Source organism: Streptomyces mayteni (assembly GCF_054783955.1).
Genome location: NZ_BAAGPR010000035.1, coordinates 41,435 through 67,943 on the forward strand (window position 1 = coordinate 41,435; position 26,509 = coordinate 67,943).

General features: G+C 71.0%; 26 protein-coding genes and 5 pseudogenes. 9 read left to right on the plus strand and 22 right to left on the minus strand.

The window, feature by feature from the left end; genetic code table 11:
* Window positions 1-111: 111 nt before the first annotated feature.
* Window positions 112-1,956 carry a TerD family protein gene (locus ACYVPE_RS17575; protein WP_461034559.1) on the plus strand — a complete coding sequence of 615 codons (1,845 nt, stop codon included), beginning with the start codon at window positions 112-114 and terminating at the stop codon, window positions 1,954-1,956.
* A 73-nt stretch (window positions 1,957-2,029) separates the two neighbouring features.
* Window positions 2,030-2,992, plus strand: a complete 963-nt coding sequence (locus tag ACYVPE_RS17580) for an NADP-dependent oxidoreductase (protein WP_461034560.1) — start codon at window positions 2,030-2,032, stop codon at window positions 2,990-2,992.
* Here ACYVPE_RS17580 and ACYVPE_RS17585 read toward each other — a convergent pair.
* Window positions 2,979-4,592, minus strand: a complete 1,614-nt coding sequence (locus tag ACYVPE_RS17585; protein ID WP_461034561.1) for a Na+/H+ antiporter — start codon at window positions 4,590-4,592, stop codon at window positions 2,979-2,981. The genes ACYVPE_RS17580 and ACYVPE_RS17585 overlap by 14 nt on opposite strands.
* A gap of 314 nt (window positions 4,593-4,906) precedes the next feature.
* Here ACYVPE_RS17585 and ACYVPE_RS17590 point away from each other — a divergent pair.
* A pseudogene (locus tag ACYVPE_RS17590) lies at window positions 4,907-4,999 on the plus strand (RNA polymerase subunit sigma-24); the annotation flags it as partial.
* A 161-nt stretch (window positions 5,000-5,160) separates the two neighbouring features.
* Window positions 5,161-5,649: a sigma factor-like helix-turn-helix DNA-binding protein gene (locus ACYVPE_RS17595; protein WP_461034583.1), complete on the plus strand. Its 489-nt coding sequence runs from the start codon at window positions 5,161-5,163 to the stop codon at window positions 5,647-5,649.
* Here ACYVPE_RS17595 and ACYVPE_RS17600 read toward each other — a convergent pair.
* The 8 genes from ACYVPE_RS17600 to ACYVPE_RS17635 form a co-directional block, all read right to left on the minus strand.
* A complete protein-coding gene (locus ACYVPE_RS17600) occupies window positions 5,598-6,821 on the minus strand; it encodes an ATP-grasp domain-containing protein (protein WP_461034562.1) in 1,224 nt (407 codons plus the stop codon). The two genes, ACYVPE_RS17595 and ACYVPE_RS17600, sit on opposite strands and share 52 nt — an antisense overlap.
* Window positions 6,818-7,885, minus strand: coding sequence for a pyridoxal-phosphate dependent enzyme (locus ACYVPE_RS17605; protein ID WP_461034563.1), 1,068 nt, complete (start codon window positions 7,883-7,885; stop codon window positions 6,818-6,820). The genes ACYVPE_RS17600 and ACYVPE_RS17605 overlap by 4 nt, the downstream gene beginning before the upstream one ends.
* A complete protein-coding gene (locus ACYVPE_RS17610; RefSeq protein ID WP_461034564.1) occupies window positions 7,882-8,637 on the minus strand; it encodes a class I SAM-dependent methyltransferase in 756 nt (251 codons plus the stop codon). Before ACYVPE_RS17610 ends, ACYVPE_RS17605 begins: the two co-directional genes overlap by 4 nt.
* Before the next feature lie 136 nt (window positions 8,638-8,773).
* The gene (locus tag ACYVPE_RS17615; protein WP_461034584.1) at window positions 8,774-9,043 is read right to left on the minus strand and encodes a DUF3817 domain-containing protein; all 270 of its coding nucleotides are present in this window, start codon (window positions 9,041-9,043) and stop codon (window positions 8,774-8,776) included.
* A 5-nt stretch (window positions 9,044-9,048) separates the two neighbouring features.
* The gene (locus ACYVPE_RS17620; protein WP_461034565.1) at window positions 9,049-9,489 is read right to left on the minus strand and encodes a hypothetical protein; all 441 of its coding nucleotides are present in this window, start codon (window positions 9,487-9,489) and stop codon (window positions 9,049-9,051) included.
* A gap of 131 nt (window positions 9,490-9,620) precedes the next feature.
* Window positions 9,621-10,019, minus strand: coding sequence for a DUF6256 family protein (locus ACYVPE_RS17625; RefSeq protein WP_461034566.1), 399 nt, complete (start codon window positions 10,017-10,019; stop codon window positions 9,621-9,623).
* 9 nt (window positions 10,020-10,028) lie between these two features.
* Window positions 10,029-10,277 (minus strand): DUF6186 family protein, encoded by a 249-nt coding sequence (locus tag ACYVPE_RS17630; protein WP_461034567.1) that lies wholly within the window; start codon window positions 10,275-10,277, stop codon window positions 10,029-10,031.
* A gap of 69 nt (window positions 10,278-10,346) precedes the next feature.
* Window positions 10,347-11,375 carry a LacI family DNA-binding transcriptional regulator gene (locus ACYVPE_RS17635; protein WP_461034568.1) on the minus strand — a complete coding sequence of 343 codons (1,029 nt, stop codon included), beginning with the start codon at window positions 11,373-11,375 and terminating at the stop codon, window positions 10,347-10,349.
* A gap of 152 nt (window positions 11,376-11,527) precedes the next feature.
* On the opposite strand from ACYVPE_RS17635, the gene ACYVPE_RS17640 reads away from it, so the two are divergent.
* From ACYVPE_RS17640 to ACYVPE_RS17650, 3 genes are read left to right on the plus strand one after another with little or no spacing between them, the layout of a single operon-like run.
* Window positions 11,528-12,865: an ABC transporter substrate-binding protein gene (locus ACYVPE_RS17640; protein WP_461034569.1), complete on the plus strand. Its 1,338-nt coding sequence runs from the start codon at window positions 11,528-11,530 to the stop codon at window positions 12,863-12,865.
* Window positions 12,862-13,827 carry a carbohydrate ABC transporter permease gene (locus tag ACYVPE_RS17645; protein ID WP_461034570.1) on the plus strand — a complete coding sequence of 322 codons (966 nt, stop codon included), beginning with the start codon at window positions 12,862-12,864 and terminating at the stop codon, window positions 13,825-13,827. The genes ACYVPE_RS17640 and ACYVPE_RS17645 overlap by 4 nt, the downstream gene beginning before the upstream one ends.
* Window positions 13,824-14,660: a carbohydrate ABC transporter permease gene (locus tag ACYVPE_RS17650; RefSeq protein WP_461034571.1), complete on the plus strand. Its 837-nt coding sequence runs from the start codon at window positions 13,824-13,826 to the stop codon at window positions 14,658-14,660. The genes ACYVPE_RS17645 and ACYVPE_RS17650 overlap by 4 nt, the downstream gene beginning before the upstream one ends.
* A 66-nt stretch (window positions 14,661-14,726) precedes the next feature.
* Here ACYVPE_RS17650 and ACYVPE_RS17655 read toward each other — a convergent pair whose 3' ends face one another.
* From ACYVPE_RS17655 to ACYVPE_RS17700, 10 genes and pseudogenes are all read right to left on the minus strand, one after another.
* The gene (locus ACYVPE_RS17655) at window positions 14,727-15,029 is read right to left on the minus strand and encodes an SCO5918 family protein (protein WP_461034572.1); all 303 of its coding nucleotides are present in this window, start codon (window positions 15,027-15,029) and stop codon (window positions 14,727-14,729) included.
* 49 nt (window positions 15,030-15,078) lie between these two features.
* The gene (locus tag ACYVPE_RS17660; protein WP_461034573.1) at window positions 15,079-16,530 is read right to left on the minus strand and encodes a DEAD/DEAH box helicase; all 1,452 of its coding nucleotides are present in this window, start codon (window positions 16,528-16,530) and stop codon (window positions 15,079-15,081) included.
* Between the two features lie 225 nt (window positions 16,531-16,755).
* Window positions 16,756-16,959, minus strand: a complete 204-nt coding sequence (locus ACYVPE_RS17665; RefSeq protein ID WP_461034574.1) for a cold-shock protein — start codon at window positions 16,957-16,959, stop codon at window positions 16,756-16,758.
* 313 nt (window positions 16,960-17,272) lie between these two features.
* A complete protein-coding gene (locus ACYVPE_RS17670) occupies window positions 17,273-17,611 on the minus strand; it encodes a MerR family transcriptional regulator (protein ID WP_461034575.1) in 339 nt (112 codons plus the stop codon).
* Between the two features lie 588 nt (window positions 17,612-18,199).
* On the minus strand, window positions 18,200-18,433 hold the full coding sequence (locus ACYVPE_RS17675) for a hypothetical protein (RefSeq protein ID WP_461034585.1): 234 nt from the start codon (window positions 18,431-18,433) through the stop codon (window positions 18,200-18,202).
* A 110-nt stretch (window positions 18,434-18,543) separates the two neighbouring features.
* A pseudogene (locus tag ACYVPE_RS17680) lies at window positions 18,544-18,942 on the minus strand (ATP-binding cassette domain-containing protein); the annotation flags it as partial.
* Window positions 18,943-19,639: 697 nt separating this feature from the next.
* Complete coding sequence (locus ACYVPE_RS17685) at window positions 19,640-20,329, minus strand: transposase (protein WP_461034576.1); 690 nt, start codon at window positions 20,327-20,329, stop codon at window positions 19,640-19,642.
* 665 nt (window positions 20,330-20,994) lie between these two features.
* Window positions 20,995-21,243 (minus strand): annotated as a pseudogene (locus tag ACYVPE_RS17690) (transposase family protein); the annotation flags it as partial.
* 174 nt (window positions 21,244-21,417) lie between these two features.
* Window positions 21,418-22,263, minus strand: a complete 846-nt coding sequence (locus ACYVPE_RS17695) for a hypothetical protein (protein ID WP_461034577.1) — start codon at window positions 22,261-22,263, stop codon at window positions 21,418-21,420.
* On the minus strand, window positions 22,260-22,577 hold the full coding sequence (locus ACYVPE_RS17700; protein ID WP_461034578.1) for a hypothetical protein: 318 nt from the start codon (window positions 22,575-22,577) through the stop codon (window positions 22,260-22,262). The genes ACYVPE_RS17695 and ACYVPE_RS17700 overlap by 4 nt, the downstream gene beginning before the upstream one ends.
* 241 nt (window positions 22,578-22,818) lie before the next feature.
* Between ACYVPE_RS17700 and ACYVPE_RS17705 the strand changes: the two are divergent.
* Window positions 22,819-22,950 (plus strand): annotated as a pseudogene (locus ACYVPE_RS17705) (IS982 family transposase); the annotation flags it as partial.
* 943 nt (window positions 22,951-23,893) lie between these two features.
* On the opposite strand, the gene ACYVPE_RS17710 reads toward ACYVPE_RS17705, so the two are convergent.
* Genes ACYVPE_RS17710 through ACYVPE_RS17720 form a run of 3 tightly spaced genes read right to left on the minus strand, consistent with a single transcriptional unit; the run spans window position 23,894 to window position 25,445 of the window.
* On the minus strand, window positions 23,894-24,601 hold the full coding sequence (locus ACYVPE_RS17710; RefSeq protein WP_461034579.1) for a site-specific integrase: 708 nt from the start codon (window positions 24,599-24,601) through the stop codon (window positions 23,894-23,896).
* Window positions 24,559-25,143, minus strand: a complete 585-nt coding sequence (locus tag ACYVPE_RS17715) for a hypothetical protein (protein WP_461034580.1) — start codon at window positions 25,141-25,143, stop codon at window positions 24,559-24,561. The genes ACYVPE_RS17710 and ACYVPE_RS17715 overlap by 43 nt, the downstream gene beginning before the upstream one ends.
* A gap of 29 nt (window positions 25,144-25,172) precedes the next feature.
* On the minus strand, window positions 25,173-25,445 hold the full coding sequence (locus ACYVPE_RS17720; protein ID WP_461034581.1) for a helix-turn-helix transcriptional regulator: 273 nt from the start codon (window positions 25,443-25,445) through the stop codon (window positions 25,173-25,175).
* Between the two features lie 180 nt (window positions 25,446-25,625).
* On the opposite strand from ACYVPE_RS17720, the pseudogene ACYVPE_RS17725 reads away from it, so the two are divergent.
* Window positions 25,626-26,217: pseudogene (locus tag ACYVPE_RS17725) on the plus strand (MDR/zinc-dependent alcohol dehydrogenase-like family protein); the annotation flags it as partial.
* Between the last annotated feature and the right edge of the window lie 292 nt (window positions 26,218-26,509).

The window sequence follows — 26,509 nt, forward strand, 5'->3', positions numbered from 1 at the left end:
CTTCGGCCGGCTGGCCGGGCACACCATGACCGCGGCGGCGCATCCAGCCGCCGTGGCACCTCCCACCGCACCGAACAAAGCGCGAGCAAGGAAACGACAGGGGGCGCGGCGATGGCGGCCGAGCTGATCCGCGGGCAGAACCACCCACTCTCCGACACCCGGCTCGAGATCCGTGTGTCGGCCGGGCAGCCGGTCGTGGCCGGGGTGACGCTCAACGACGACCAGGGGCGGATGCGGGACGCGGCCTGGATAGCGCATCCGGCCTCGCCCCGGCTGCCGGGCATCGAGGTGTCGCGGCAGGCGGCCGCCGACCACCGGCTGGCCGTCGACCTCGACGCGCTGCCGGCGGCCGTGCACCGGGCGAACGTGCTGCTCGCCCTGCCCAGCGGCGTCGGCGGCCCGGCCAGCTTCGGCGCGGTGACGGCGCCCACCATCGCGGTCACCGGGCTCGACGGCACCGAGATCGTCCGGTACACGGTCACCGATCTCGCCACCGAGTCCGCGATCGTCGCGGTCGAGCTCTACCGGCGCAACGGCGCCTGGAAGGTGCGGGCCCTCGGCCAGGGGTACGCGGGCGGGCTCGCGGCCATGCTGGAGGACCAGGGGCTGCCGCAGGCGCGGCAGTTGGCCGGCACCATCAACGAGGCGGTGGCCAGCGGCATGACCCGCGCGGTCGCCGCGCCTCCGCCGCCCACCGGCCAGCCGAGCCAGGCCGGCCAGCCGGGCGGCACCGGCCGGATCAACCTCCAGCACCCGAACCGCCCCGCCCCGCCGGCCCAGCCGGCGCCGGCCGCCGCGCCGGCGCCCGGGCAGCCGGCCCAGCCCGTCGCGGGAGACGCCGCGGGGCACACCATGGAGGAGCGGCTCTACAACCAGGTCTGGGGCATGTTCGAGGACCTGGCGAGAACGGCGGCCGCCTACCGCAGCGCGGTCGACTTCGCCGACTCGCGGATGGAGCGGGAGCTCGACCACGTGCTCTCCGATCCGGCCACCCGGGTCGGCCCGGCCGCCGACCTGGCCCGCACCGAAGCCCGCACCAAGCACACCCAGCTGGTCGACCAGGCGCGCGCGGCCTTCGAACGCGACGTCGCCCAGCTGGTCGCCGAGTCCGAGGTCGTCGAGCCGGCCCTGCCGCCGGCCTTCGCCCGCTGGGACAACCCGGTCTGGCAGGCGTACCAGGTGCCGGGCGAGGCGCCGATGGCGCTGCGGCTCGGCGACCTGAGCCTGCCCGAGCGCGTCGACCTGCGGATCCCGATGCTGGTGCGGCTGCCGCTGCAGCGCGGCCTGTGGATCGACGCCGGGCGGCGCGGCGCCGTCTCGCCCGAGGCGGCCTCGCTCGACGCGGACGGGATGCGCGCGCTGGCCGCCGAGACGGCCACCGCCGTGGTGGCCAGGCTGCTCGCGGTCCACCCGGTGGGCGCGTTCAGCGTCCAGGTGATCGACCCGGCTGGCACCGCGGCCGGCGCCCTGGCGCCGCTGCTCGAGACGGGCGCGCTGCGCGAGCACCCCGGCCTCGGCCACGCCGGCGTGACCACCGTCCTCGACCGGCTCACCCAGCGCGTCGACCTGGTGCAGATGGCCATCCGCAGCGGGGCCGTCGACGCGTTGCCGCCCGACCTCGACATGGCGGAACAGCTGCTCGTCGTCCACGACTTCCCGCACGGCTTCGACGACCGCGCCGTCACCCAGCTCCGCTACCTCGCGGACGAGGGGCCCTCGGTCGGCGTCCACCTGATCATGGTCGCCGACCGCGAGGACGCCCGCGGCTACGGCCCGGTGCTCGACCCGCTGTGGCGCTCCCTGCTCCGGGTCACCCCGGTGCCCGACGACCACCTCGTCGACCCGTGGGTGGGCCACTCCTGGACCTACGAGCCGCCGCTGGCCCCCGGCAACAGCCGGGTCGTCTCCCAGGTGCTCGAACACCTGGCCGTCGCCCGCCAGCGCTCCACGCCCTGACGATCCCCGGGCAGCGGTGCCGGCGCCCCCGGCACCGCTTGCCGGGCCCCTGGTCCCGCCGCAGGCTGAGGGCATGACGGAGATGGACACCCCCACGATGCGCGCCATCCGGCAGGAGACCCTGGGCGGCACCGAGGTGCTGCGCGAGGTCGAGCTGGAGCGCCCCACGCCGAGCTTCGGCGAGATCCTGGTCGAGGTGCACGCCGCCGGCCTCAACCCGACCGACTGGAAGAACCGCCAGTCCGGCATCACCGCGGGCCGGCCGCCGTTCGTGCTCGGCTGGGACGTCTCGGGGGTGGTGGCCGCGGTCGGCATCGGCGTCACCCTCTTCCGGCCGGGCGACGAGGTCTTCGGGATGCTTCCCTACCCGCGCGGCGTCGGCGCCCACGCCGAGTACGTCACCGCGCCCACCCGCTGCTTCGTGGCCAAGCCGGCCGTCCTCGACCACGTCCAGGCCGGCGCCCTGCCGCTGGCCGCGCTCACCGCCTGGCAGGCGCTGGTCGACACGGCCGGCCTCGGCCCCGGGCAGCGGGTGCTGATCCACGCCGCGGCCGGCGGCGTCGGCCACCTCGCCGTGCAGGTCGCCAAGGCCCGCGGCGCCCACGTGGTCGGCACCGCCAGCGCCCCCAAGCACGACTTCCTGCGCCGGCTCGGCGCCGACGAGGTCATCGACTACCGCGCCACCGACTTCGTCGCCGAGCTGAGCGGCCTCGACGTCGTCCTCGACACCCTCGGCGGCGACAACGCGTTCCGCTCCCTCGACGTGCTGCGCCCCGGCGGCATCGTCGTCAGCATCATCCCGAGCGGCGGCCAGGAGCTCGGCCGCCGCGCCGCCGAACGCGGCGTCCGGGCGGCCGAGATGCTGGTGGAGGCCGACCACACCGGGATGGCGGAGATCGCCGCGCTCGCCGGCGCCGGCCGGCTGCGCGCGACCATCGCCGGCACCTACCCGCTGGCCAGGGCCGCCGAGGCGCACGCCCGGGGCGAGACCGGCCGCACCACGGGCAAGCTGGTGCTCGTCGTCAGGAACTCGTAGGCCCAGGCGGGCTCTGCCGCCTGGTGAGCCGCACCTCCTCGATGTCGAGCCCGGACTGCAACTGGCGCAGCACGGTGTCGTCGATGCGCTGCTCGTCGCGGAGCCGCAGCACCGTGGCGCGCTTCCTGGCGAGCAGCGCGAGGCGGAGCGCCGTGTAGTGCTCGGCGTGCCGCAACGCCGGCTCCTCGCCGGTGCCCTCCTGGTAGGCGCGGGTCACCAGCAGGTGCGTCTCGTACTCGTCGCGCAGCCGCCGGACGACGTCGGGGTCGGTGCCGAGTTCGGCGGCGACGTCGTCCAACGCGGCCAGCGCCTCCTCGGTGGCCGCGGTCTGCGCGAGCTGCCGCTCCTCGTCGACCGAGGTGTCCGCCGGCAGCCGCGCCCAGCGCACCACCGCCGGCAGCAGCAGCCCCTGCCCGACCAGCGTCACCACGATGACGCCGCAGGTCACGAAGACGATGATGTCCCGGTCGGGGAACGGCGCGCCGGAGTCCAGCGTGTGCGGCACGGCGAGCGCCGCGGCGAGCGACACCGCGCCCCGGAAGCCGGCCACCCCGCTGATCACCCGCGCCCGGTGGCCGACCCGGCGCCGCCGCTGCTGCGGCCGCCGGTCGATGGCGCGGATCAGGTAGGTGAAGAGGAACAGGAACGCGAAGCGCACCACGATCACGGTGGCCGACGCGATGCCCGCCATGACCAGCGCGCGGGTGATGTCGAAGGTGGTCAGGCCGCGGATGGCCGCCTGCGCCTCCAGGCCGACCAGGACGAAGAGCGAGCCGTTGAGCAGATAGGCCGCCAGCGTCCAGGACGCCCTGATCTGCTGGCGGGTGTCGGGCAGCCCCACCCGCGGCCCGCTCTGACTCATGATCAGCCCGCACACCACGACGGCGAGCACCCCCGAGGCGTCGATCGCCTCGGCGCCGAGGAACGCGGTGAACGGCAGCAGGACCACGGCCACGCTCTCCAGCAGCGGGTCGTCCATCCGCCGCCGCACCAGCACCCCGAGCCAGGCGGTCAGCGCCCCGGCCGCCGCCCCGCCCAGATAGGCGAGCAGGAACAGCCAGCCGAGGTACGGCACCGTCAGATGCTCGGCGCCGACTGTGACGCCGACCGCGATCCCGTAGATCACCAGCGCCGTGCCGTCGTTGATCAGGCTCTCGGCGCGCAGCACGGTGACGTTGCGGCGCGGTAGCCGCCTGGCCAGCACCCCGACCGCGGTCGCGTCGGTCGGCGCCAGGGCGGCGCCGAGCACCCAGGCCGCGCCCCACGGGAGGCCGAGCGCGTGCCCGACCGCGGCGACGACCACCGCCGTGGCGAGCACCAGCAGCGTGCTCAGCAGCACGATGACCCGCAGGTTGCTGCGGATCTCGCGCAGCGAGGTGGTCAGGCTCTCCCCGTAGAGCAGCACCGGCAGGAAGAGCAGCAGCACCGCCTCCGGCGGCAGGTGCGCCTCCCGCAGCGCCGGCACGAAGCCGAGCAGCCCGCCCGCGAGGAGCAGCAGCACCGGCGGGGCGACCCCGAACCGGCGGCCCGCCAGCTCGCACACCAGCAGCGTGACGCCGAGCACCACGACGAGCTCGAGCCCGAGCAGGTTGTGGGGCATGGCCGGTCAGGCGTCGCGTCTCATGGGGCCGCTCCGATCCGCGCGGGGTCGCTGGCGAAAAGGTAACCCAGCTCGGTCCTGGCCACCCGTTCACGACCGCCCGCGGTCGCCGCGGCGCCCCTGGCGTGATCGCCGTCGACGGGGTGAGACATGGGCCACAGACGGGCGGCCGGGTGTCACGTCCGGCGCGGCCGGTCACTCCATGGTGGGTACGGACGGAGGCCGGAGGAGGAGACCGCCATGAACGACGACGACCTCGGCACGCGGAGCTTCCTCGCCCACCGCGAGCTGCTGTTCTCCCTCGTTTCTCCACCATGCTCGGCAGCGTCGCCGACACCGAGGACGTGCTCCAGGAGAGCTGGCTGGCCTGGGCGTCGGCCGACCGGGCGCGGGTCGAGAACCCGCGCGCCTACCTGGTGCGGATCGCGCTCAACAAGGCGCTCGCCAGCCTGGCCGCGCTCAGCCGCCGCCGCGAGAGCTACGTCGGCCAGTGGCTGCCCGAACCGCTGGTCACCGACCTGGGCGACCCGGTGCTTCGGGAGGAGTCGGCGTCCTCGCGCTCCTCGTGGTGCTGGAGTCGCCCAGCCCGGCCGAGCGCGCGGTGTTCGTGCTGCACGACGTGTTCGGCCATCCGCACGCCGACATCGCGGAGATGCTCGGCCGCCGCACCGACTCGGTGCGGCAGCTCGCCAGGCGCGCCCGGCAGCACGTGCGGGCCAGGCGGCCCCGCTACCGGGTCGACCCGCGGGTGCGGCGGCAGGCCACCGAGCGGTTCCTGGCCGCCACCCTCGGCGGGGACGTGAAGGAGTCGCTGCGGGTGCTGGCCCCGGACGTCACCCTGTGGACGGACGGCGGCGGCAAGGGCCCCGCCGGGTCAACGGCGACCCGGCGGCGCTGCTGTTCGGCGGCGCGCGCCGTTCGCCGTGCTGGTCCTCGACGTGACGCCGGACGGCGGGCTGGTGACCGGCGTCTACTCGGTCACCAACCCGGACAAGCTGTCGCGCGTCACGGCGTCATGACCGGGCGGACGCCGCCGGCCGCGGCCAGGGCGCGGTAGAGGGCGAGTTCGGCGGTCGGGGCGGTGGCGGCGAGGATGCCGGTGCAGCCGCGCTGGTCGCCGAGGTGCCGGACGGGGTCGCCGGGGGAGAGGGTCGGGAACCACTCGGGGTCGCCCGGGTGGTCGGGCAGGGCGTCGAGGCCGGTCCAGCCGGTGAGGGTGCCGGCGCGGTCCGGGTAGACCAGGACGAAGCCGGTGGCCGGCCCCGGGTCCTTCGGCGGGGCGTCGAGGAGGGCGGGGCGGCGGCCGAGGGTGGTGTCGACCAGCGCCTCGTAGACGTTGACGCCGAGCCGCCGGCACAGCGCCTCGCCGACCAGGGCGCCGCCGATCCGCCGGTTGATCTCGACGAGTTCCGGGCCGTCCGCGGTGAGCACGAACTCGACGTGCGCGAAGCCCGCGTCGTGCCCCACAGCGGCCAGCAGCCGGCCCACCCAGTCGGCGATCCGCGCCGCCTCAGGCTCCGGCAGCGCGACGGGGAGGGCCGCGGCCTCTTCGCGCGCCGCCGGCCGCGGCGAGAGCAGCCGGCCGCAGACGCCGAGCAGCCGGGTCCTGCCCGCCCAGCTCAGGGTCTCGGCGCTGAACAGCGGCCCGGCCACCAGCGGTTCGGCGAACAGCCGCCCGCGCAGCGGGGCGTCGGCGGCCGCGGCGAGCGCGGCGCGCAGCGCCGGCTCGTCGTGGACCAGCCAGACGCCGCGCGACGAGGTGCCCGCGGTGTCCTTCAGCACCGCGGGCAGCCCGATCGTGTCGAGTACGGCGGCGGCCGCCGCGTCGCGGTCGAGACCGTCGAGCGGCCTGGCGGGCAGCCGGCTGAGGCCGCGGTCGTGGAGCAGGGCGCGGACCAGGGCCTTGTCGCGGACCAGCCGGACGGCCGCCGGGTCGGGTCCCGGCAGGCCGAGGTCGGCGGCGAGGTCGGCGGCCAGCACGCCGAAGGTGTCGGTGGAGTTGACCAGACCGGCCAGCTCGGGGATCGCGGCCAGGGCGGCGGCCGAGGCGGTGGCGTCCAGGGTGTCGACGTCGACGATGTCGAGGGCGTCGGCCGGTAGTTGGGCGAGTTCGTGGCGGTAGACGCCGCGGTCCGAGGTGAGCAGGCAGAGCCGGTGCCCGGCGGCGGCCGCCGCCTCGACCAGCCGGCCGACCCCGAAGGAGAGCAGTTCGAGCGCGGCGATGGTCATGGCGCGTCCTCCAGGACGGTCGTGGTGGGACGCCCGGGGCGGGCACGCTCGGGGGCGGCGGCCCCGTCCCAGGCCATGACGGACCAGGGCGGCGCGAGGTCCGCCAGGTCGCCGATCCGGCGGGGCCGCAGGGCGCGCGGGTCGGCCGCCTCGCGGTGCCTGGCGAAGGCCCGCTCCACGTAGCGGTGTCCGGTGTCGGGGCCGATGACGAGGTGGGTGCGGTCCGGGGCGTGCGCGGCCTCCCAGCCGGCGGCCAGATAGGCGGCGCCGGTGGAGAGGCCGGCGAAGACGGCGTGGTCGCGGAGGAGCGCGACCGCGCCGGCCGTGGCGTGCCGGAAGTCGATCCAGTGCAGGGTGTCGTAGAGCCGGTGGCGCACGTTCTCGAACGGGATGGCGCTGCCGATGCCGGCGATGATCGCCTCCGGGTCGCTCAGGTGGTCGCTGCCGAAGGTGACGCTGCCGAACGGCTGGAGGCCGACGAGCCGCACGTCCAGGCCGCGTCGGCGCAGCGGCAGCACGAGCCCGGCGGTCGAGGCGCCGGTGCCGACGGCGCCGACGACGGTCAGCGCGGCCCCGGGCAGCGTGGCGGCGACCAGGTCGGCGAACTCGCGGTAGCCGGCGTAGTGGACGGGGTCGTGGTACTGCCGCATCCAGTGGGTGCCAGGTCGTTCGGCGAGGAGCTCGCGGACCCGGCGGACCCGCCGCTCCTGGTCGAGGCGGAGGTCCCTGGAGGGCGGCATCTGGTCGACGGTGGCGCCCAGGATCTCCAGTTGGACCCGCATGGTGACGTCCACCGTGGTGGAGGCGACGATGTGGCAGCGCAGCCCGTAGCGGTGGCAGGCCAGCGCGAGGGCGAGCGCGTAGATCCCGCTCGAGCTGTCGATCAGGGTCTGTCCTGGGCGGATGGTGCCGCGGTCGAGCAGGGTGCGGACGGCGCCGAGCGCCGCGTACACCTTGAGCGTCTCGAAGCGGGCCAGCAGCGTGTTGGGCGTGAGCCTGACCAGGTCGGGGGCCTTGATGGCGTCGGAGACGTGCTCGTGGATCGGGACGCGCACGGCGGTCACCGGGCGGTGACGGGTCGGGTGCCGCGGACGATCAGCCGGCCGGCGTGCTGGTCGTAGGGGGAGCCGTCGAAGCCGCCGTAGCAGGCGACGTCGGTGAACCCGGCCGCCTCGAACAGCTCGCACAGCTCCGCGCCGCTGTAGAGCCAGCAGGTGAGGGACGCCTCCCTGGCCGTGCCCTCCCGCACCAGCGTCCAGTCGGTGCGCAGCCGCCGCCAGCCGTCGAGCACGGTGTCGCGCTGGACGACGTAGCCGCCGTCCTCGAGTTCGACGAGCTGGGGGCGGCCGATCCAGCCGGCCAGCACCTCCTTGCCGAGCACGTCGACGATCAACTGCCCGCCGGGGGCCAGCGAATCATGGGCGTTGCGCAGCACCCGGGCGTTCTCGGCCGGGTCGTCGAAATAGCCGAAGGAGGTGAAGACGTTGAGCACCACGTCGAAGGAATCGGGTTCGCGGAACGTTCGCATATCTGCGGTCAACAGCCGGGGAGTGGGCACCCCGGCCTGCGTGCAGGCTATTTCCGCGCGGTTCAGCATGGCCGGGCTCAGGTCGACTCCGGTGACCCGGTAACCGCAGCGCGCCAGGGGGACCAGAAAGAGCCCCGGTCCGCAGCAGAGATCCAACACCCGGGCGCCTTCCGGGAATTCGAGCAGCGGAGCGCCGGCCACCAGGCGGGCTACCTCGTCGGCCCTGCGGGCCGAGAACATCGTGCCTGAGAAATCCGACCATAAAGTCTCGTCCTCGTACCACCGCATGTGCGCGCACCTCGGTTCCGGAGAGAGCGGGGAGGGGGCTTTGTTCGCCGCGCGGAACGGTAGTTCATCGGCCGAGGGCTGACAAGAAGGAAAGGGATATGGAAAAGGCGGGAACCGGCGCGGTATTTCGGCCGACTTATAGTCGGTCGGAACCGACCGTCGGTTCCCGGCCGGCCAGGACGCGACGCACGGTGAGCAGGCCGCCGATCCCGGGGATCAGGGAGCACCAGCGGGCGGCCGGGATGTCGGTCGTGTTCCAGGTGACCGCGATGGTCACGAGGTAGGCCATGCCGTGCACGGGCCCGGCCAGCGAGCTGACGGCCGGCAGGTGCGCGGTGAGCAGGTTGGCGAACAGCAGGACGAGGGAGGCGGCCTCGACGGCGGCCGCGGCGCGCAGGATCCGCATCGCGCTCACGCCCCCGTGGTCGAGCCGGGGCGCACGATCATCAGCACCACGACGATCGCCCAGAGCAGGTTGAAGACGCCGGTCAGCATCCCGAGCCTGGCCGCGGCGCCCGGATCGCCGGCGCCGCCAGCCGGCGCCGCGAGCACCCGCCGCTGGCCGGGCAGGATGGCCATCGCCAGCAGGGCGGCGGCGACGGCGGTGAGGACGATCGAGGTGATCAGCCAGGCGTCGGTGAGGACGCCGAGCTGGGCGCCGGTGGCCAGGCCGAACACCGGGACGGCGATGCCGAGGACCGCGTAGCCGCGGCATATCCGGTGCAGCAGCGCGGCGCCGGCGCCCGGCTCCGGCTGCCGCGCGTAGCGGGGAAAGATCGAGGCCGCGACGGCGACCGGGCCGATGGCCAGGATCGCGGCGAGCACGTGGACGGACAACAGAAGTTTGGCCACGGGGGCTCCTCCTGCGAGGTGGGGTAGCGGGTCTATGTATTGGCTGCCAATGCATAGTACGCCAATGGTGCCTGTCCGGCGCCGCCCGCCCCTGCCCGCCCTCGTTGAACGCGGGGCGACCGACACCGGGTTCAGCTATCCGCGTCGCGTCTGAACCGCCCCGCGCCCGGCAGCCTGGCCACCAGCCGGCGGAAGGCCGGCCTGATGGTCAGCCAGGTCACCGCGAGGAAGAACGGGAAGGTGAGCCCCATCAGGGTCAGAGTGCCGGTGGCCGCGTGCACCGCGAAGTCGGGCCGGTGCCTGGCCAGGCCGCCGTAGTAGCAGAGGATCACCACCATCAGCAGCACCCAGCCGCCGAGGTAGGTGGAGGCGACCTGCCGGATCAGCTCGGGCCAGCCCCGGCGCTCCGGGTGCCGGCGTCTCGGCCGGCCGTGCGGGTCGCGAAGCCAGAGCCGCAGCGAGACCCAGAGGAAGACCAGCGTGATGACGTAGACGACCACCACCGTCGCGATGGCGAGCTTGTCGGCCATGACGGGCGGTCAGCCGGCGGAGCCGCGGAGCACGAAGCGCCAGTGCCGGACGAACGAGTGCAGTCCCAGCCAGAGCCAGACCACGAACAACGCCCAGCGGCCCACCCAGTGCTCCGAGAGGGCGCGCACGGCCTGACTCAGCGTCGGGTAGGCGTCGGTGGGGTTGACCAGACCGATGGCCTCCCAGGTGAAGAGTGAGGTGAACAGGAGGACCCAGACGAGGTAGCCGATCCGGGCACGAAACGGCATGTCACGCATGGGGGCATGGTTCCGCACCGAGGGCCGGGAACGTGGGATCTCCGGGGGAGCGCCACCGAGCGCCTCCGGTCAGGCCGGCCCGACCGTGGACTCCCGCGCGGCCAGCCGGTAGGGCGCGAGGTGCACCTCGAACGGCAGCGGCTCCTTCGAACGGATGCGGTTCGCCAGGCACTTCACGGCCAGCGAGGCGATGGCGGCCTTGTCGGGGATCACGGAGGTGAGGGACGGGGTGCTGTAGAGCGCCTCCTCGGAACCGTCGACCCCCACCACGGCGACGTCCTCGGGGATGCGCAGGCCGGCATCGTACAGCGCCCTCCGCGCGCCGAGCGCCAGCATGTCGGTGAAGCAGAAGACCGCGTCGGGGCGCACGTCGGGCGGCAGGGCGGCGAGGGCGCGCAGCGCCAGCAGGCCGCTGCGGCGGCTGAAGTCCCTGAGCAGCGGCGCCAGCCGGGGGTCGAACGGCAGCCCGGCCTCGTGCAGCGCGAGGTGGTAGCCCTGTAGGCGCTGGCGGCTGGTCTCCGACGCCTTCCGGTCCACGCCGACGGCGGCGATCCTGGTGCGGCCGAGACCGATCAGGTGCGCGGTGGCGTCGCGGGCCGCCGCGACGTTGTCGATGAGCACGTGGTCGGCGCCGACCCGGTCCCCCTCGTAGCTGCGCTCGCCCAGCAGCACCAGGGGGAACTCGCTGGCGACCGGGGCGAGTTCGGCGGGGGAGACCCGCAGCGGGGAGAGGATCACGCCGTCCAGCAGGGACGCGCCCACGCCGGTGGCCAGGCGTAGCTCCTCGGTGGCGTCCCCCAGGGTCTCCTCGATGAGGACGGTGAAGCCCAGGCCGGCGGCCGCCGCCCGCACATGGTGGGCGAGCTCCGCGAAGTAGGGCGTGGTCAGCTCGGGGACGGCGAGGCCGATCAGGCCGCTGTGCCCGGTGCGCAGGCGGCGCGCCGAGGGGTTCGGCCGGTAGCCGAGCTCGCGCACGGCCCGCAGCACCCGCTCCCGGGTGGCGTCCGACACCCCGGTGACGCCACGTACAACGTTGGAGACGGTCTTGATGGACACCCCGGCGCGCTCGGCCACGTCCTTGAGCTTCACCGCTGCCACCGACCGACCCCCATCGACTCGTCCCCCGGATTATGCACGGATCCACCCCCGATGTCTCCTCCCGGGAAGAGCCGGATCTCCGTTGCCGCAAGAGGGTTGACCCGGGAACAGGGCGCGGTTACAACGTTGGAAATCTCGTGGAAGGCCCTCTCATGCCCGAGCCTCGAAGCGGCCCGCGCCTGCCGATCAGCCGACGAGCCGTGCTGGCCGCGGCCGGCGTCGGCCTCGGCACCGCCCTGGCCCCCACCCTCACCGCGTGTTCCGCCGGCGGCGGAAGCGCGTCCGACTCGATCACCCTCCGGTTCTCCTGGTGGGGCAACGACGACCGTGCCGCGCGCACCGAGGAGGCGGTCCGGCTCTTCGAGTCCGAGCACCCGGGCGTCACCGTCCGCACCTCGAACTCGGACTTCGGCTCCTACCTGCAGAAGCTGGCCACCCAGGCCGCCGGCGGCGGCATCCCCGACGTGGCCCAGCTCGACTACCGACAGGTCTCCCAGTACGCGGACGGCGGCGCGCTGCGGCCGCTCGACGCCGCCATCGGGGACGGCACCATCGACACCGCCGAGATGGACGCCGAGTTCCTGCGCACCGGCACCTCGGGTGGCGAGCAGTACGCGGTGCCGATGGGCCGGGGCATCACCGGCTACGCCTACGACTCCGCCCTCTACGAGCGGGCCGGCATCCCCACCCCGGAGCCGGCCTGGACCTGGCAGGACTGGGCGGCGGCCAACCGGGAGATCGCCGCCCTGGGTCTTGAGTCCCCCGACGGCCGCGCCGTCACGGGCGCCAACGACGGCGGCGGCAACGAGGACGTCTACGAGACCTGGCTGCGCAGCCGCGGCGGCCAGCTCTACACCGACCAGGGCCGACTCGGGTTCGCCGAGGACGACCTGACCGAGTTCTGGACCTTCTGCGACGACCTGCGCAGGGCGGGCGCCATCGCCGCGGCCCGGGACACCGTGCAGGCCGACAGCACCGAGACCAGCCCCATGGGCCGCGGCCTCGCGGCCGCCGACTTCACCTGGGACGCGCCGTTCCCCGGCTACCCGGGGCTCCTCGGCGACGCGATCCACTTCTCGCCCGTCCCGTCGACCGACGGCCGCCAGGGCTGTTACTTCAAACCCAGCATGCTCCTCGGCATCGGGGCCCACACCGCGCACCCCGCGGAGGCGGCCGCGCTGATCGACTTCCTGCTCAACGACCCGCGCGCCGGCGACATCCTCGGCTTCACCCGCTCCACCCCGCCCAACCGCGCGATCGCCGCCCGGGTCGCCGAGACCCTCACGGGACCCGAGCGGGAGATCTACGAGTACGCGCGGACCATGGAGCGCTACGGCCTGGCCGCCCCGCCGACCGCCCCGCCCAAGGGCGACATCGCGATCAAGGACGCCTTCAACCGCACCTACCAGCGCGTCCTGTTCGGACGCGCCACGCCACGGGAGGCGGCGCGTGAACTCGTCGCCGAGGCCAACCGGGAGCTGAGGCCATGAGCACCGCGCAACGCACGGCACCCGCCCGTGCCGACCTGACGAAACGCCGGAACCCGCCGCCGAAGCGCCGGCAGAACCGCGACCAGCGGGGGCCCGCCTCCGTGTTCCTCACCCCGTGGCTGCTCGGCGTGGTGGCACTGACCCTGGTGCCGATGGCCGTCTCGCTCTACCTCTCGTTCACCGACTACGACCTGTTCACCGCCCCGCGCTGGGTGGGCCTGCGCAACTACACCGACATGCTCACCGAGGACCCCCGCTTCTGGCGCTCGGTCGGCATCACCGTGCTCTACGTCGTGGTGGCCGTCCCCCTGAAGCTCGGCCTGGCCCTCGGCGTGGCGATGCTGCTGCGGAGCCTGGTCAGGGGCCGGGCGTTCTACCGCTCCGCGTTCTACGCCCCCTCGCTGCTCGGGGCGAGCATGTCGATCGCGCTGGTCTGGCGCGCCCTGTTCAACGACGGCGGCTCGGTCACCTCCGTCCTGGAGTCGGTCGGGCTGAACGCCGACGGCTGGATCGGCGACCCCGACCTGGCCGTGTACGCCGTCGTCCTGCTGTCCGTGTGGCAGTTCGGGGCGCCGATGGTGATCTTCCTCGCCGGGCTCCAGCAGATCCCGTCCACCCTCTACGAGGCGGCCGCCATCGACGGCGCCGGCCGCTGGCGGCAGTTCGTCTCCATCACCGTGCCGATGCTGTCGCCCGTGGTCTTCTTCAACCTGGTGCTGGAGATCATCAACTCCTTCCAGGTCTTCACCCCGGCCTTCGTGGTCAGCGGCGGCAACGGCGGCCCCGCCGACTCGACGCTGTTCTACACGCTCTACCTCTACGAGCGCGGATTCGTCGCCTCGCACATGGGCTACGCCGCCGCCATGGCCTGGCTGCTGCTGCTCGCCATCGGGGCGCTCACCCTGATCCTGTTCCGGACCTCCAGGTCCTGGGTCTTCTACGCGGACGAGGAGGGCCGATGAACATCGCCGTGAAACGGTGGCTGCCGCACACGGTCGCGATCGCTTGCCTGCTCGTGCTGCTCTACCCGCTGGTCTGGCTGCTGGCCACCTCGCTCAAGCCGGCGGACGAGGTGCTGACCAGCCTCGCGCTGTGGCCGAGCCGCCTCGAGTGGTCCAACTACACGACCGCCCTCGACGGCGTGTCGGGCGTCTCCGTCGCGCGACTGCTCGGCAACTCCCTGCTGGTGGCGGTGGGCGCCGTCGTCGGCAACGTGATCTCCTGCTCGCTGGCCGCCTACGCCTTCGCCCGGCTGCGGTTCCGGATGCGCGGGGTGCTGTTCGGCTTCATGGTGTCCACGCTGATGCTGCCCCACCACGTGGTGCTGATCCCGCAGTACATCATCTTCAACCAGGCCGGCATGGTGGACAGCTTCTGGCCGCTGATCCTGCCGAAGTTCCTGGCCACCGAGGCGTTCTTCGTCTTCCTGATCGTGCAGTTCATGCGCGGGCTGCCGCGCGAACTCGAGGAGTCGGCCAGGATCGACGGCTGCGGCCCGTACCGCGTCTACTGGTCGATCACCCTGCCGCTGACCAGGCCGGCGCTGATCACCACGGCCATCTTCACCTTCATCTGGACGTGGAACGACTTCTTCACGCAGATGATCTACCTGTTCTCGCCCGAGCGGTTCACCATCACGCTCGCCCTGCGCAGCTTCGTCGACCAGTCGAGCACCTCCGCCTACGGCCCGATGTTCGCCATGTCGGTCATCTCGGTGCTGCCGATTCTGCTGTTCTTCCTCGTCTTCCAGCGCTACCTCGTGCAGGGGGTGGCCACCACGGGACTCAAGACCTGAGCACCCCTGGTGGCCCCGGAGCCCTGCGGCACCGTGCCGCAGGGATCTCTCCGCCCCTGCCGGGAATCAGGCCGACTCGGGCGTGGTGAGCATCGCGGAAGCGCGCTCAACCGGGCTGGGGCCGGGCCCGGGGGTGACGCCGGGGTGGCAGGTGAAGCCGAGGAGGGCCATCGCCCGCCGGACCTCGCCGACGCTGAAGTCGCGACGGTCCTGGCCGGTGACGACCTGACCCACCTGCTTGAGGGGGTAGTCGCGGCGACCGATGGTCACGTACTCGCCGGCGATCGGCTCGGGCTTGACGCCCTTCAACGATTCCAGCACCCCGTTCTTGGTCAGGTCGAACGGGAAACGGGCGATGACACAACGCATGAGACCTCGCAGGGAGAAGGGAGAGAACGACCGGCCGGGGTGAGGTGGTTCAGCGCGTCGCCCGAGAGCGGCCGCGGCCGCGCCGGCCGGCTGAGGCGGCGCCGCGCCGGGGGCGCTCGGCCGCGGGTGCCGTGATGGTGACGGGGATGCCGGACGGGGCCCGGGCCCCGGTGATGCGGTGCAGTTCGGCCCCGCCGGAGCGGACCTGGGTGGTCACCGGGACGATGCCCGCCGCCGCCATCAGGCGGCCCATATCGCGGTGTTGGTTCGGCGTGACCAGGGTGACGACGCTGCCGGACTCGCCGGCGCGCGCGGTGCGCCCGCCCCGGTGCAGGTAGTCCTTGGGGTCGGTGGGTGGGTCGACGTTCACGACGAGGTCGAGGTTGTCGACGTGGATCCCGCGCGCCGCCACGTTGGTCGCCACCAGCGCCGTGACGCCCCCGGTCTTGAACTGGGACAGGGTCCGGTTGCGCTGGGACTGGGACTTTCCGCCGTGCAGCGCGCCGGCACGTACCCCGACGGCCAGCAGCTCCCGGGTGAGCCGGTCGACCGCGTGCTTGGTGTCGAGGAACATGATCACGCGGCCTTCGCGGGCGGCGATCTCGGTGGTTATGGCAGCCTTGTCGGCCCCGTCGACGTGCAGGACATGGTGCTCCATCGCGGTGACCACGCCGGCAGAGGGGTCGACCGAGTTCACGACGGGGTCGGTCAGGTAGCGGCGCACCAGCAGATCGACGTTGCGGTCGAGGGTGGCGGAGAAGAGCATCCGCTGGCCGTCCGGTCGCACCCGGTCGAGCAGGGCGGTGACCTGCGGCATGAATCCCATGTCGGCCATCTGGTCGGCCTCGTCGAGCACGGTGATGCCCACCCGGTCCAGTCGGCAGTCCCCGCGGTCGATGAGGTCCTTGAGCCGGCCTGGCGTGGCGACGACGACCTCGGCGCCGCGGCGCAGCGCGTTGGCCTGCCTGGTGATCGACAGTCCGCCGACGACCGTGGTCAGCCGCACCCTGACGGAGCGGGCATACGGGGCGAGCGCGTCGGTGACCTGCTGCGCGAGCTCTCGGGTGGGGACGAGGACCAGCGCGAGCGGCTCGCGGGGTTCGGCGCGCTGTCCGGCGGTACGCGCCAGTAGCGCGAGGCCGAAGGCCAGGGTCTTGCCGGAGCCGGTCCGCCCGCGTCCGAGCACGTCACGACCCGCGAGGGTGTTCGGCAGGGTCGCGGCCTGGATGGGGAACGGCAGGGTCACCCCCTCCGTGGCCAGCGTGGCGAGCAGCTGCCCAGGCAGGCCGAGATCGCTGAACACCTCGACGGGGGGCAGCCCGGGCGTGATCGTCTTCGGAAGCGCGAACTCGGTTGGTATCGCGGTGGGCCGGTGACCGTGGCCGCCGGAGTGTTTGGCCCCGCCGGAGCGGCTGGGTGAGGAGGATCGGAAGCGGCCGCCCCTGCCAGTGCCTCCGGTGCGGGCACGGGAGGAGCGGTCGTTCGTGCGTGTGCGGTTCATGCGGAACCTTCCCTGATGCGGCACGTTGTCAAGGAATTCCCGCAGCAGCTGAGCGGCACAGAGAATCGCGAGAACGAGCCAGAACGAAGCGGAGGCGGACCCGATTGACGCAGAGAACGGCGGGCCATCCGTCCGAATACGGCGAGCACTCCGGGCGCCGTTCCAACGCGACGAGCTGGGGCCCGCACTCCCCGTGCGGCCCCCAGCTCATGCTGTGCGTCGATATCAGGCGGGAACGATGTTCTCAGCCGTCGGACCCTTCTGGCCCTGCGCGATATCGAAGGTCACCTTCTGGCCTTCCTGTAGCTCGCGGAAGCCCTGGGCGGCGATGTTCGAGTAGTGGGCGAACACGTCAGCGCCGCCACCCTCCTGCTCGATGAAGCCGAAACCCTTTTCCGAGTTGAACCACTTCACGGTGCCAGATGCCATGTCATTCTCCTTCGGGGCAGTGTTCGGCGACCGCACCATGCGGACGCCGTGTCGCCGCGATGATCACCCCGTCCGAGAAAGACCGGAAATACAGAAGTGCTCCCAGCGGTAGAAGATCCGATGGGAGCGCTCGAAGTTTCGGGAACCACAACTGCAACTGGGATCGACAGTAGCACGGCGGGCCGGGGAGCGCGGGGTGAGTGATTTCACGCGGACGGTGGCGCGAGGCGCCGTCATCGCGCGCTGGTCGCGATTCTCATTCCGCGATCACAGGTATTGATCGATCCGGACCTGAGGGTCTCTCCGTCGCGGATCAAGCGTCGGTACCGTCGTGGGACTCAGTGGCGGAGCGTCGCAGGTCCTCGTTGATGCGCCGGGCCTCTTCGAGTTGGTCTTCGAGGATGATGATGCGGCAAGCGGCCTCGATCGGGGTGCCCTGGTCGACGAGTTCGCGGGCACGGGCGGCGATTCGCAGCTGGTAGCGCGAGTAACGGCGGTGTCCGCCCTCCGAGCGCAGGGGAGTGATGAGGCGGGCTTCGCCGAGGGCGCGCAGGAAGCCGGGGGTGGTGCCGAGTATCGCGGCGGCCCGGCCCATGGTGTAGGCGGGGTAGTCGTCGTCTTCGAGACGATCCAGCGAGGCTTCTGCCGTCATGTGCGCCTTCTGGTCGGGCAACGTGTCGAGGGGCCCCTGTTTGCCGCACCGGGCCCGGGAGACATGCAACACCATGCGCCGGCCCCCGCCGCACTCACCCGTCCCTCGGTCGCGCGGGGACCCGCACGCGAGCCGGCCCGCCGTGGGGCGGACGTGCCGCGCTCAGCACTCGATGATGTTGACCGCCAGCCCGCCCCGCGCCGTCTCCTTGTACTTGACGTTCACGGTGGCCGCCCCATCAAACTGGCTCTGACCTGCGCTTTCGTGGAGAAGTCCCTGTGGCGTGGTGCCGCGGGGACTTCTCAGGGACTTTCCGCCTCCCGAGGCGCAGTGACCTCAGGCGGTCAGCCAGGGGGCGATCGCGGCGAGCCCACCGCACGTGCACTCCACCGCCAGGAAAGGCCGAAGGCGTTCGTGGACCCGGCCTGCGAGGTTGCGCAGCTGTTGTCTCACGTGCACGCTCCCGTCCACGAGTCGATGTCCCCTTGGCCCGCGTAGTTGACGAGCACAGCGTCAGGAGCGCGGCGTTCCCACCCTGAGCCGGGGAACCGATGACGGGAGAAGAGCGTGGACCGCAGGAGCGCCCTCTCACAGCCGGCGGCCGTCCTGGCTCAGCGCCGTGTACGCGGCCTCGGCCGCCCTGCCCGCGATCACGTCGGCGGGGGCGTGTGCGAGGAAGCCGGCCGTGGTGCCGTGGTAGATGACTCGGCCGTCTTCGAGCACGGTGACGTGGGCGGACTCCTTGGCGAGGTCCGCGAGGTCGTGGTTCGACAACAGGACGGGGATATCGGCGGTGAGGGCTCCGAGGATGTCACGGAACACCCGTCGCTGCCGGGGGTCCATCCCGGCGGTCGGCTCGTCGAGAAGCAGGACACGGGCGTTGTGCGCACCAGGGCTGAGGCCAGGCCGACGCGGCGGAGTTGCCCGCCGGACAGCCTGCTGGCTTTTGTGTCGGCCTTGGCGGTGAGATCGACCCGGTCGAGAGCCCGGGAGGCGGCGTCCCAGGCATCGCGTCGGTTCATTCCTTTGGGCCAGCCTGTGTAGGCGACCTGCTCGCGTGCGGTGAGCGCTGTCATGGCGGTGATCTGCTGCGGCATCCAGGCAACGGCCCGACGGTACGCGTGGGTGCCGGCGCGCAGGTCCCCGAGGCCGATAGTGTCGGTGCGGGGGCGGGTGACGGACGCTGCCAGGCGCAGCATCGTGGACTTTCCCGCTCCGTTCGGGCCGAGGAGGATGGTCAGGCCAGGCGGCAGCGTGGAATCCAGGTCCTCGATCACCGGTGGAGCCCACGGGCGGTAGGCGTAGGTGCAGCTTCGGATGTCGAGCGGCATGGTGTGCTTCCCGTTCGTCAGCGGAACCGGCCCCTGGGTGGCTGTGCAGGCAGAAGCGGGAGTCGATTCGACATGACTTCGGGGTTCTGGCACAGATCTTGGGGAGCCGTCGCGGAGGGTGACGGTGTCGTTCGATTGCAGGGGAGGGTCACGAGCCGGGGCCCGTCAGCGTTCACGCATTCTGGTCCACCACCAGCTGAACGGCGCCAACTGGTGGTTGTTGGGGTCCGGCAAGGTACGGCGCTCTAGTTCTTCATCGATGCGCGTGATCAGTCGGCCCAAGTCCCGTTTGGCTCCGGGAGGAAGGTGCAGCATCGCCCACTCCAGGTCATCACGGGCATCGTTTATCCCGGGCGACCAGAACACGGAGACATCGAGGTACCGGCCAGGCTGCCTGAAAGCCGACTCGATACGAGACAGGGCATGACAGACCGCATTGGGCCGCATCCCCTGTTGGTCTTCGACCCGGCGGATCGCCGCACGAGTCCGCGCGGAGACACTGTGGACCCTCAGGACCGAACACTGCCATCGTGGCCGCCACCGTTCTGCACGGACGGCCTTGGGACGCCTACGCGGCATCGCCCTTTCGGATCAGCATGAGGCCACCCTTCCACGGCTGGGCCGCATCAGCAACTGTCGCAGCCAATGTTCCTACTTCTCGGTTCTCGCGCAGATCTTGGGGGCGCGTCTCGGAGTGTTACTGGAGCAGGATCAGCTTGCGGAGTAGTTCGAATCCGGATCGTCCGTAGAGCTGCCGCTTGATCTTCTTGATGCGGTTGACGGAGCCCTCGATGCTGCCGGAGCTCCAGTCCACGGTGAGCCCGGCTGTCACGGCGTCGAGGTCTCGGTGTAGGTGGAGTGCGAAGCCGGTGAGGCCGGGTAGTTGGCTGGCGTCGACCGCGTCGATCCAGGTGGGGAGTGTGGAGCCGAGTCGGTCGGTGAGTATCTCGCCGAAGTCGCGGACGTGTCCGGCGGACGTGTCCAGTTCGGGGCAGCGGGCCAGGACCTCCTTCAGGCCGGCCCGGTCGTCCTCGTTCAGGGTCGTGGGGTGCCTGGTGAGCCAACCGGTCACCTGCCGCACCGTCGGTATCCGCGGCGGCATGCCGGTCGGAGCCCCGCGCACAGTAGCGATGTGGGCGCGAACCATCTGGTAGGTGACGGGCGCGTTGTCGGCGAGGAGCTCACGGTGGAGGCGGGTGACGCTGGTGCATCCCTCGGCGAATCGTCGTTCCAGGTAGGGCTTGTAGGGGTCCAGCCTGCTGGGCCGGGGCCGGTTCTCGCGGATGGTGTCCTGCCAGCGTGCGGCGGTCGCGTACCGGAGCACGGTGTTGAGGCCCCAGCCCAAGTGCCGGGCGATCGCCCGGCGTGAGCGGCCTTGGGCAAGCATCTCGTGGACCAGGGCGTGTGCTGCCTTCTTCCGCTCAGCCCGCCGGCCGACGGGCTCCGAGTCGTCCCGCGGCCGACCGGAAGCCACTCGGGGGGCCTTCGGCGACACGCCGTTGGGCGACGGGTTGCGCAGGCAGTCGCGGTGGGCGGCGACGCAGGTCTCCACGGCCCGGCCGAGGCCCTGCCATAGGTGGAACCGGTCCGCGACCCGCAGAGCGTCGGGGGCACCGCGCCGGGCGCCCTCGGCGTGGCGCCCGCCCGGTCGCGGCAGATGATCTCCACGCCGGGGTGACCGATCAGCCAGGCGGCCAGCGGCCCGGCTTCACGAGTCGCGAGCACATCGACCACGCGGTGGTCTTCGACGCTGGTCAAGACGGTGGAGTAGCTCTGGCCGCGACGGATCGCGAAGTCGTCCACGCCCAGCACACGCGGAGTACCGAACCGTGGATCGGGCAGTGCCATGACCCTGCGTAACAAGGACATCCTTCCCGCGCCGAAACCCAGCTGGGCAGCCAGTCGAGCGCCGGCCCGCCCGGCCAGGGCGAGCCTCACTCGCTCCAGGGCGTGGTTGAGCCGCGTGGTGAACCGTGCGTGCGGGACGGCCAGCCGGGAGAACGGCTCGGCGAACGTCCGGCGAGGGCAGTCCGCCGACCCGCAGATGAAGCGCCGGACCGTCAGCCGGATCACAAAGCCCTGCTCAGCGAGCGGAAGGTCCTTCAGCCTGCGCTGGTATCGGTCGTGGACTCGGTCCGAGTAGCGGCCGCAGTCCGGACAGGCAGCTCCGGCCGTGCGGCCTCTCGCCGCCACCTCGACCGTGCCGAACGCGGCCGTCACCGCCTCGACATCCACCTCGTCGATCCCGTCGAACACCAGCGAGTCCCAGAACGATGCATCGGTCAGCATGACCAGCACCATCACCGTCCACAGCCGACCACGGCACCGACCGACAAGCACCTGATGGAGCGTCACTTCCGACTGCCAGACGACAAGGCCTACGCCGTCTCACACAAGCCAGCCCTTCGCAATCGAACATCGAGATGACGCTCCGCGACGGCTCCCCAAGATCTGTGCCAGAACCGAGCTTGGGAGTCACTGCGGCCTTCCTCGCGGGCCGAGTGTGGCCGTCGCTCGCCGCTCCTCCAGGTCGTTCGCCCTCGCTCCGCTCGGGGCGCTCCACCTGGACCAGCGGCTTCGCCGACGGCAAGGGCCCGCAGCTATCGAGGAAGGGCCCAGAGCGCCGCACGCCGCCGGCCAGAGAGCAGGTGACTCCCGTTCTCGCGTACATCGACCTTTCGCGTAGACGTGCGACTCCCCGTCCCGTGTCGGAACGACATCGCTACTCAAGTGCATAGCCACCCTGGGACCGGCTGTGAGATGGAGGACGAGGCCGAGAGTCAGTGCCGTCATGTTGGCGAGGGCGGCCAGTGGTTCACCGGCGCGCTCCGGCAGCACGGTCCAGAGCTCGGCCTGGCCGCCGCCGTCCAGGCCGATGAAGATGACGGCGAAGATCCAAGCGACCGGTGCCATGACGGCCGGTGGGCCAGTGATGGTCCGCACGCCGAGCATCAGACCGGTTAGGAACGCCACGTTGCGGCCGGCGGCTTGGGCGGCACCGGAGTCCACCGCCGTACCGAGGGCGGCGCCCGCCGCCACGGTGAAGGCGACGGTGGCGAGGACCAGCGCGGTGTCCAGTAGGCGCACGTTCCGGATGCCGGTCTCCTCCGCCTCGGTCGGGCGGGACTCCAGTGCGGTCATGAGCGCGGTGCATACGGGGACGGGAGTCATCAGGACGAACACCATGGGGTTGGACGCGCTGGTGACGAAGGACGGCAAGTTCACCACGGCGTCCTGTAGGACGAAGAGTGCCGCGAGGAAGAGTGTGAGCCCGGCGGGCAGCACCGTGTGGGCGCGCCGGGCCTTCAGCCGCCATCTCATGCGGCGCCACTCTCGCTCTGGCAGGCCAGCTCGGTCTCCGCCACGTACCGGTCGGCCTGTTCAGACGCGGGTAGTGTCCGTACCTCGGTGACCTCGCTGATGACCTGGTCCAGCAACGCCTCTCCGTCGGGGTACTGCCGGACTTCGTCGCGTTGCCACGTCAGGTACGCCTCGTCCGCGCCGACCGCCCATGCGGCCCACAGCATGACGCTGCGGCCGGCCACCGGGGCGATGTCGGGACAGGGGATGTCGACCGCCCGGCTGACCAGGGCAAGCGGCAGGGTCCCGTCGGCGTAGGTTTCGGTCAGGGGCAACCACCACATAGGTTTGGCCGATCCGTGGTCCGCGCGCCCCTGAAGGAGCCGGTCGGTGATTGCCTCAGGGACCCGTACTGGCACGCCGGCCTGCCGCAGCCCTACAACGTCATTGGTTTGTTCCGCGACAGTGGACACGTCGACGCCAGCGGCCTCTGGAATACATATCTGAGGGTCCTGTCCCATGCACTTCCACGGCGGCGTGGCCAGTGGACAACGGCGGCGTGTGGCTCCATAACATCACGGCGGGCGCACGATCGAAGGCGCCGGCGTCCGCGTGGGTCAGCGAATCCTGACGATGACCTGCGCAATCTGGCACAGCCGCACCATCGGCGCACCCATCACTAGGTCGCTGATCGCCCACGACGACTGAGTCACGTCGGAACTGCTCGTCTAGATGTTGATCGACAGCCTTCTGAAGGCTACTTGTGGGCATTTCCGTTGGGTGGGCGGCAATGGGGAGTGGCAACCTTTGCCCCCCATATCGCCCATATCGGCGCGGCGGATGCTATTTGCCGCGTCAGGGAGTGGGAAGATTATGCCATGTATGCGACAGTCTCGGATGGCGTAAACGCCTCATATCTCCCGAGTCTTACTGGCTGGCGACCCTGCAGACCTTGAAGCGTACAGTTGATTGCCCGCCGGTGCCACTGGGGTGCTGACCTGCGGAAAGGAGTGCGGCCGGCCATTCCCGATTCCTTGCTTAATTCTTTTTCAATCGCCTTCGTGGATTGCGGCATCGCTTCTGGCGTAGGTGCTTGACCTGCGAAATCTGGGAACGATGGCCAGGGGGCATGTTTGTACCCGACTCTCTGCTCGACACCCTCGTGAGTCCAGCCGTCCGGTTGGCAATTTTGAATTCAGGTCGCCCGGCCATATATTCAACGTGTCCAGGATGCGGGTCGCAGGGGAATGAAAAGCGGCCCCGGGCTAGGGGGCCGCCTTGTGTCCGCATCCCATCAGTGCCTATCTGAGAGAGGAACTCCACCATCATGTCACGACCCCGTGTGTGGGCTGCTGTGCTGCTGGTCCAGAGCTCGGGATCATCCGGTCGCCGCCGGCGGTCGGGTGCCGTGGTCGCCGCCGCAGTGGCCGTCGGGCTTGGTATTGCCGCGGGCGCGGCCTTGGCCGTTGCCAACAGCTGGATCTGACGTCTCCCATCGTCGGAATGTCCGCGGGGCCCGCTGCCGTTATCGGCTGTGGGCCCTCGCAACTGCGGCGTGCGTGGTCCGTCGCCGGGGGCTCGTCAGCGCCCCGTGCCGCGAGGGTGTGCCAGAGACTTCTCAGGGACTTTCCGTTCCTCAGGGCGCAGTAGCTCAAGCCGCCAGCCAGAGGTCGATCGCGGCGAGTCCGCGCCGGCCTGCCCCGGGGATGAAGTGGGCGTAGTGCTCCAGGGTGATGGTGGGCGAGGAGTGCCCGAGCCAGTGCGAGAGGGTGACGACAGACTCACCCGCCTCCAGTTGCACGCTGGCGTAGGTGTGCCTGAGGACGTGGAACATGTCCTCGCGTGACAGCTCGAAGACCGGGTGACGCCGAAGACGCCCGCCGTGCCGCGCTGTCGCCTCACCGACGACACGCACCACGCCGGCCGAGGCCAGAGCGGGACGCCAACTGCGTTCGTTGAAGGTCTTGTAGAAGATCCGGTTGCCATGGGAGGTGCTCAGCAGGAGGTGCACTGTCACCGGCTTCCGTTGGCGAGCCTCTACCCTGGTCTTCGGTGGTTCGGGATTGCGCCACGGCAAAGTGCACTCAACCGGTGGAAAGCGTCGGAGATGCTCGCGGACGCGGAGCCCCAGGTTTGGCGGCAGCAGCACGGTACGCGTCTTGCCCCCCTTGGGCAGACAGAAGTACGGCCTCCCATGACTCTCCCAGCGCAGCTGGCGCCGCACATGAACGACCCCACGTTCGAAGTCGATGTCCCGTTCGTCCAACGCGAAGGCCTCGCCCTGGCGCAATCCCAGACCGACTCCGAGGTCGACGGCTATGCGGTAGCGCTCCTGAAGGCCAGCTCGAACCGCGTCCACGGTAGGGCGAGACCATGCCTTCGCTTCTTCTCTTGTCGCTTGGGACGTTTGATCGAACGGTGTACCTTCATGGGGTGCTTGAGGAGGCGCTTGTCCTCGACGGCGGCAGTGAGGATGCCGGACAAATGGGTCCATATGACTTCGGCGGTTGAATCAGCAACCCGAGACAGCAAAGCGGCCTTGAAAGCGCGGAGCGCCGCAGCGTCAATTTCGATCAGTGCGGTGGAACCAAGCAACGGCATGATGTGGTTCCAGATCCGGCTGCGCGTCGGCGCCTCCGTCGAGGGCTCGTAGGACTGGTTGGGCCACCACTCCCGCTCGATGTAGTCGGCCAGGAGGATGCTCCCGTCGCGGGGATCATGGAGCTCTCCACGCTTGCTGTCGGCCTTGGCGATCGCCAGCCAGCTCTTCGCGTCGTCGCTCGTGTTGAAGGATCGGTCACGAACCCCAGGAATCCCCTTGACTCGGTACCGCTTCCCCTTTCCCCACTCTTCGTGCGTTCTCGCTTGCCGGTGGCTTTGTTTGGGCGTTTCTTGAGCCACCTGTCTTCTACGCAGCCAGCCATGGGATATCAGCTGGACCGTCGAGAGCGGCGGCGCTCCGAGCCCCGGCTGACCGGGTTGAGCGACTCGTTCGAACGGGAGTCGGCTCGCTCCTGCTCAGCTATCCATTTGTTGAGTGACGAAATGCGGTACATTACACGACGTCCCATTCGGAAACTCGGTGGCCCCTGTCGTCGATGGCGCCAGACGTACAAGGTGTTTGGAGAAATGCCGAGGTATTCGGCGGCCTTGGGTAGGGTTAGGAACGCAGTCGCGGAAGTATCGACGTCTTTCTCGCTCATTCCGGGGCCTTAGGCATATTTGGCTCGATGGACGTGCCGAGGATCCCGGAGATTTTGGGCTTGGGGCAACTGGAAATCTCTGCTATAAAGCGGGCTGGCTAGCCAGGTGTTGTACTTTCGCATCGTCGCGGACGTGATTCCACTCCCTGCGATCTGCCGAGGGCGAACTTTGTCGTCGGGCCCGCGATTCCGGGACGCGATGTCGCAGGCGTGGTCGACGAGACCGATGCGGGCGTGCGGGGGGTAAGCATCGGCGACCGGGTCTTCGGTCTTGGCGGCGTCACGGGCGTGACGGCGGAGTTGGCCGCGCTCTCGGCCTGGGCCCACGCGCCCTCCACCTGGACCGATGAGGAGCCCGCCAGCGCTGGCCTGACATCTGTGACCGCGAAGAGCGGGCTGAGGGGCCCTGCTGGTCGAGGGCACCGCCGGAGGCGTGGGCAGTGCCGCGGTGGAGATCGCGGTGGCCAGGGGCCGCCACCGTGATGGGGACGGCCAGCGACCACGAGTTCCTCACCTCCCTCGGGGCCGTGCCCCCACCTACGGCGCCGGCCTCGCGGAGCGCTTGGCCACCCTGGCTCCCGGCGGTGTCGACATCACGCTCGACACCGAGGTCTCCGGCTCCCTGGCCGGCCTCGTCACGATCGTGGGCGGCCCCGCCCGTGTGCCGACGATCGCCCACCATGCCCAGGCGAATCGCCTGGGGTGCGTCTGGCCAACGCGGAGAGCCACTCCACACTTCCTCGCCGAAGAGGGCGAACTTCGGCCGGCAGGGCCGCCTGTAGGACGGTCGTCCGGGTGATGCCGGTGTGAGGGCCAAGGCGCTTCGATTCGTGCATTCCGCCTCGCTCCAGCCTGCCGGCGAGGGGACTGGCCCGAGAGAGGCATGATGCGCTGGTTACGTTCTTCCGCAGCCGGTGAGCGAACCGCGAGAGTTGGCGCGGAAGAACTCGCTGTGCTCGTCTGCGTTGACCGCGACGAGCGGTGATGACAGGAGATGGAGAGCATGACGACTCAGCGTGGCGAGATCGACACGTCCGTGCCGCACTCGGCCCGTATCTGGAACT

Coding starts and splice junctions, on each gene's coding strand:
- ACYVPE_RS17615 (WP_461034584.1), bottom strand. CDS start 9,043: ATGCGGATCCTGCGCGCCGCGGCCGCCGTCGAGGCCGCCTCCCTCGTC.
- ACYVPE_RS17720 (WP_461034581.1), bottom strand. CDS start 25,445: ATGAGCGAGAAAGACGTCGATACTTCCGCGACTGCGTTCCTAACCCTA.
- ACYVPE_RS17650 (WP_461034571.1), top strand. CDS start 13,824: ATGAACATCGCCGTGAAACGGTGGCTGCCGCACACGGTCGCGATCGCT.
- ACYVPE_RS17670 (WP_461034575.1), bottom strand. CDS start 17,611: ATGACGGCAGAAGCCTCGCTGGATCGTCTCGAAGACGACGACTACCCC.
- ACYVPE_RS17630 (WP_461034567.1), bottom strand. CDS start 10,277: ATGCGTGACATGCCGTTTCGTGCCCGGATCGGCTACCTCGTCTGGGTC.
- ACYVPE_RS17575 (WP_461034559.1), top strand. CDS start 112: ATGGCGGCCGAGCTGATCCGCGGGCAGAACCACCCACTCTCCGACACC.
- ACYVPE_RS17640 (WP_461034569.1), top strand. CDS start 11,528: ATGCCCGAGCCTCGAAGCGGCCCGCGCCTGCCGATCAGCCGACGAGCC.
- ACYVPE_RS17695 (WP_461034577.1), bottom strand. CDS start 22,263: ATGAGATGGCGGCTGAAGGCCCGGCGCGCCCACACGGTGCTGCCCGCC.
- ACYVPE_RS17585 (WP_461034561.1), bottom strand. CDS start 4,592: ATGCCCCACAACCTGCTCGGGCTCGAGCTCGTCGTGGTGCTCGGCGTC.
- ACYVPE_RS17610 (WP_461034564.1), bottom strand. CDS start 8,637: ATGCGGTGGTACGAGGACGAGACTTTATGGTCGGATTTCTCAGGCACG.
- ACYVPE_RS17660 (WP_461034573.1), bottom strand. CDS start 16,530: ATGAACCGCACACGCACGAACGACCGCTCCTCCCGTGCCCGCACCGGA.
- ACYVPE_RS17655 (WP_461034572.1), bottom strand. CDS start 15,029: ATGCGTTGTGTCATCGCCCGTTTCCCGTTCGACCTGACCAAGAACGGG.
- ACYVPE_RS17665 (WP_461034574.1), bottom strand. CDS start 16,959: ATGGCATCTGGCACCGTGAAGTGGTTCAACTCGGAAAAGGGTTTCGGC.
- ACYVPE_RS17625 (WP_461034566.1), bottom strand. CDS start 10,019: ATGGCCGACAAGCTCGCCATCGCGACGGTGGTGGTCGTCTACGTCATC.
- ACYVPE_RS17645 (WP_461034570.1), top strand. CDS start 12,862: ATGAGCACCGCGCAACGCACGGCACCCGCCCGTGCCGACCTGACGAAA.
- ACYVPE_RS17580 (WP_461034560.1), top strand. CDS start 2,030: ATGACGGAGATGGACACCCCCACGATGCGCGCCATCCGGCAGGAGACC.
- ACYVPE_RS17685 (WP_461034576.1), bottom strand. CDS start 20,329: ATGCTTGCCCAAGGCCGCTCACGCCGGGCGATCGCCCGGCACTTGGGC.
- ACYVPE_RS17600 (WP_461034562.1), bottom strand. CDS start 6,821: ATGACCATCGCCGCGCTCGAACTGCTCTCCTTCGGGGTCGGCCGGCTG.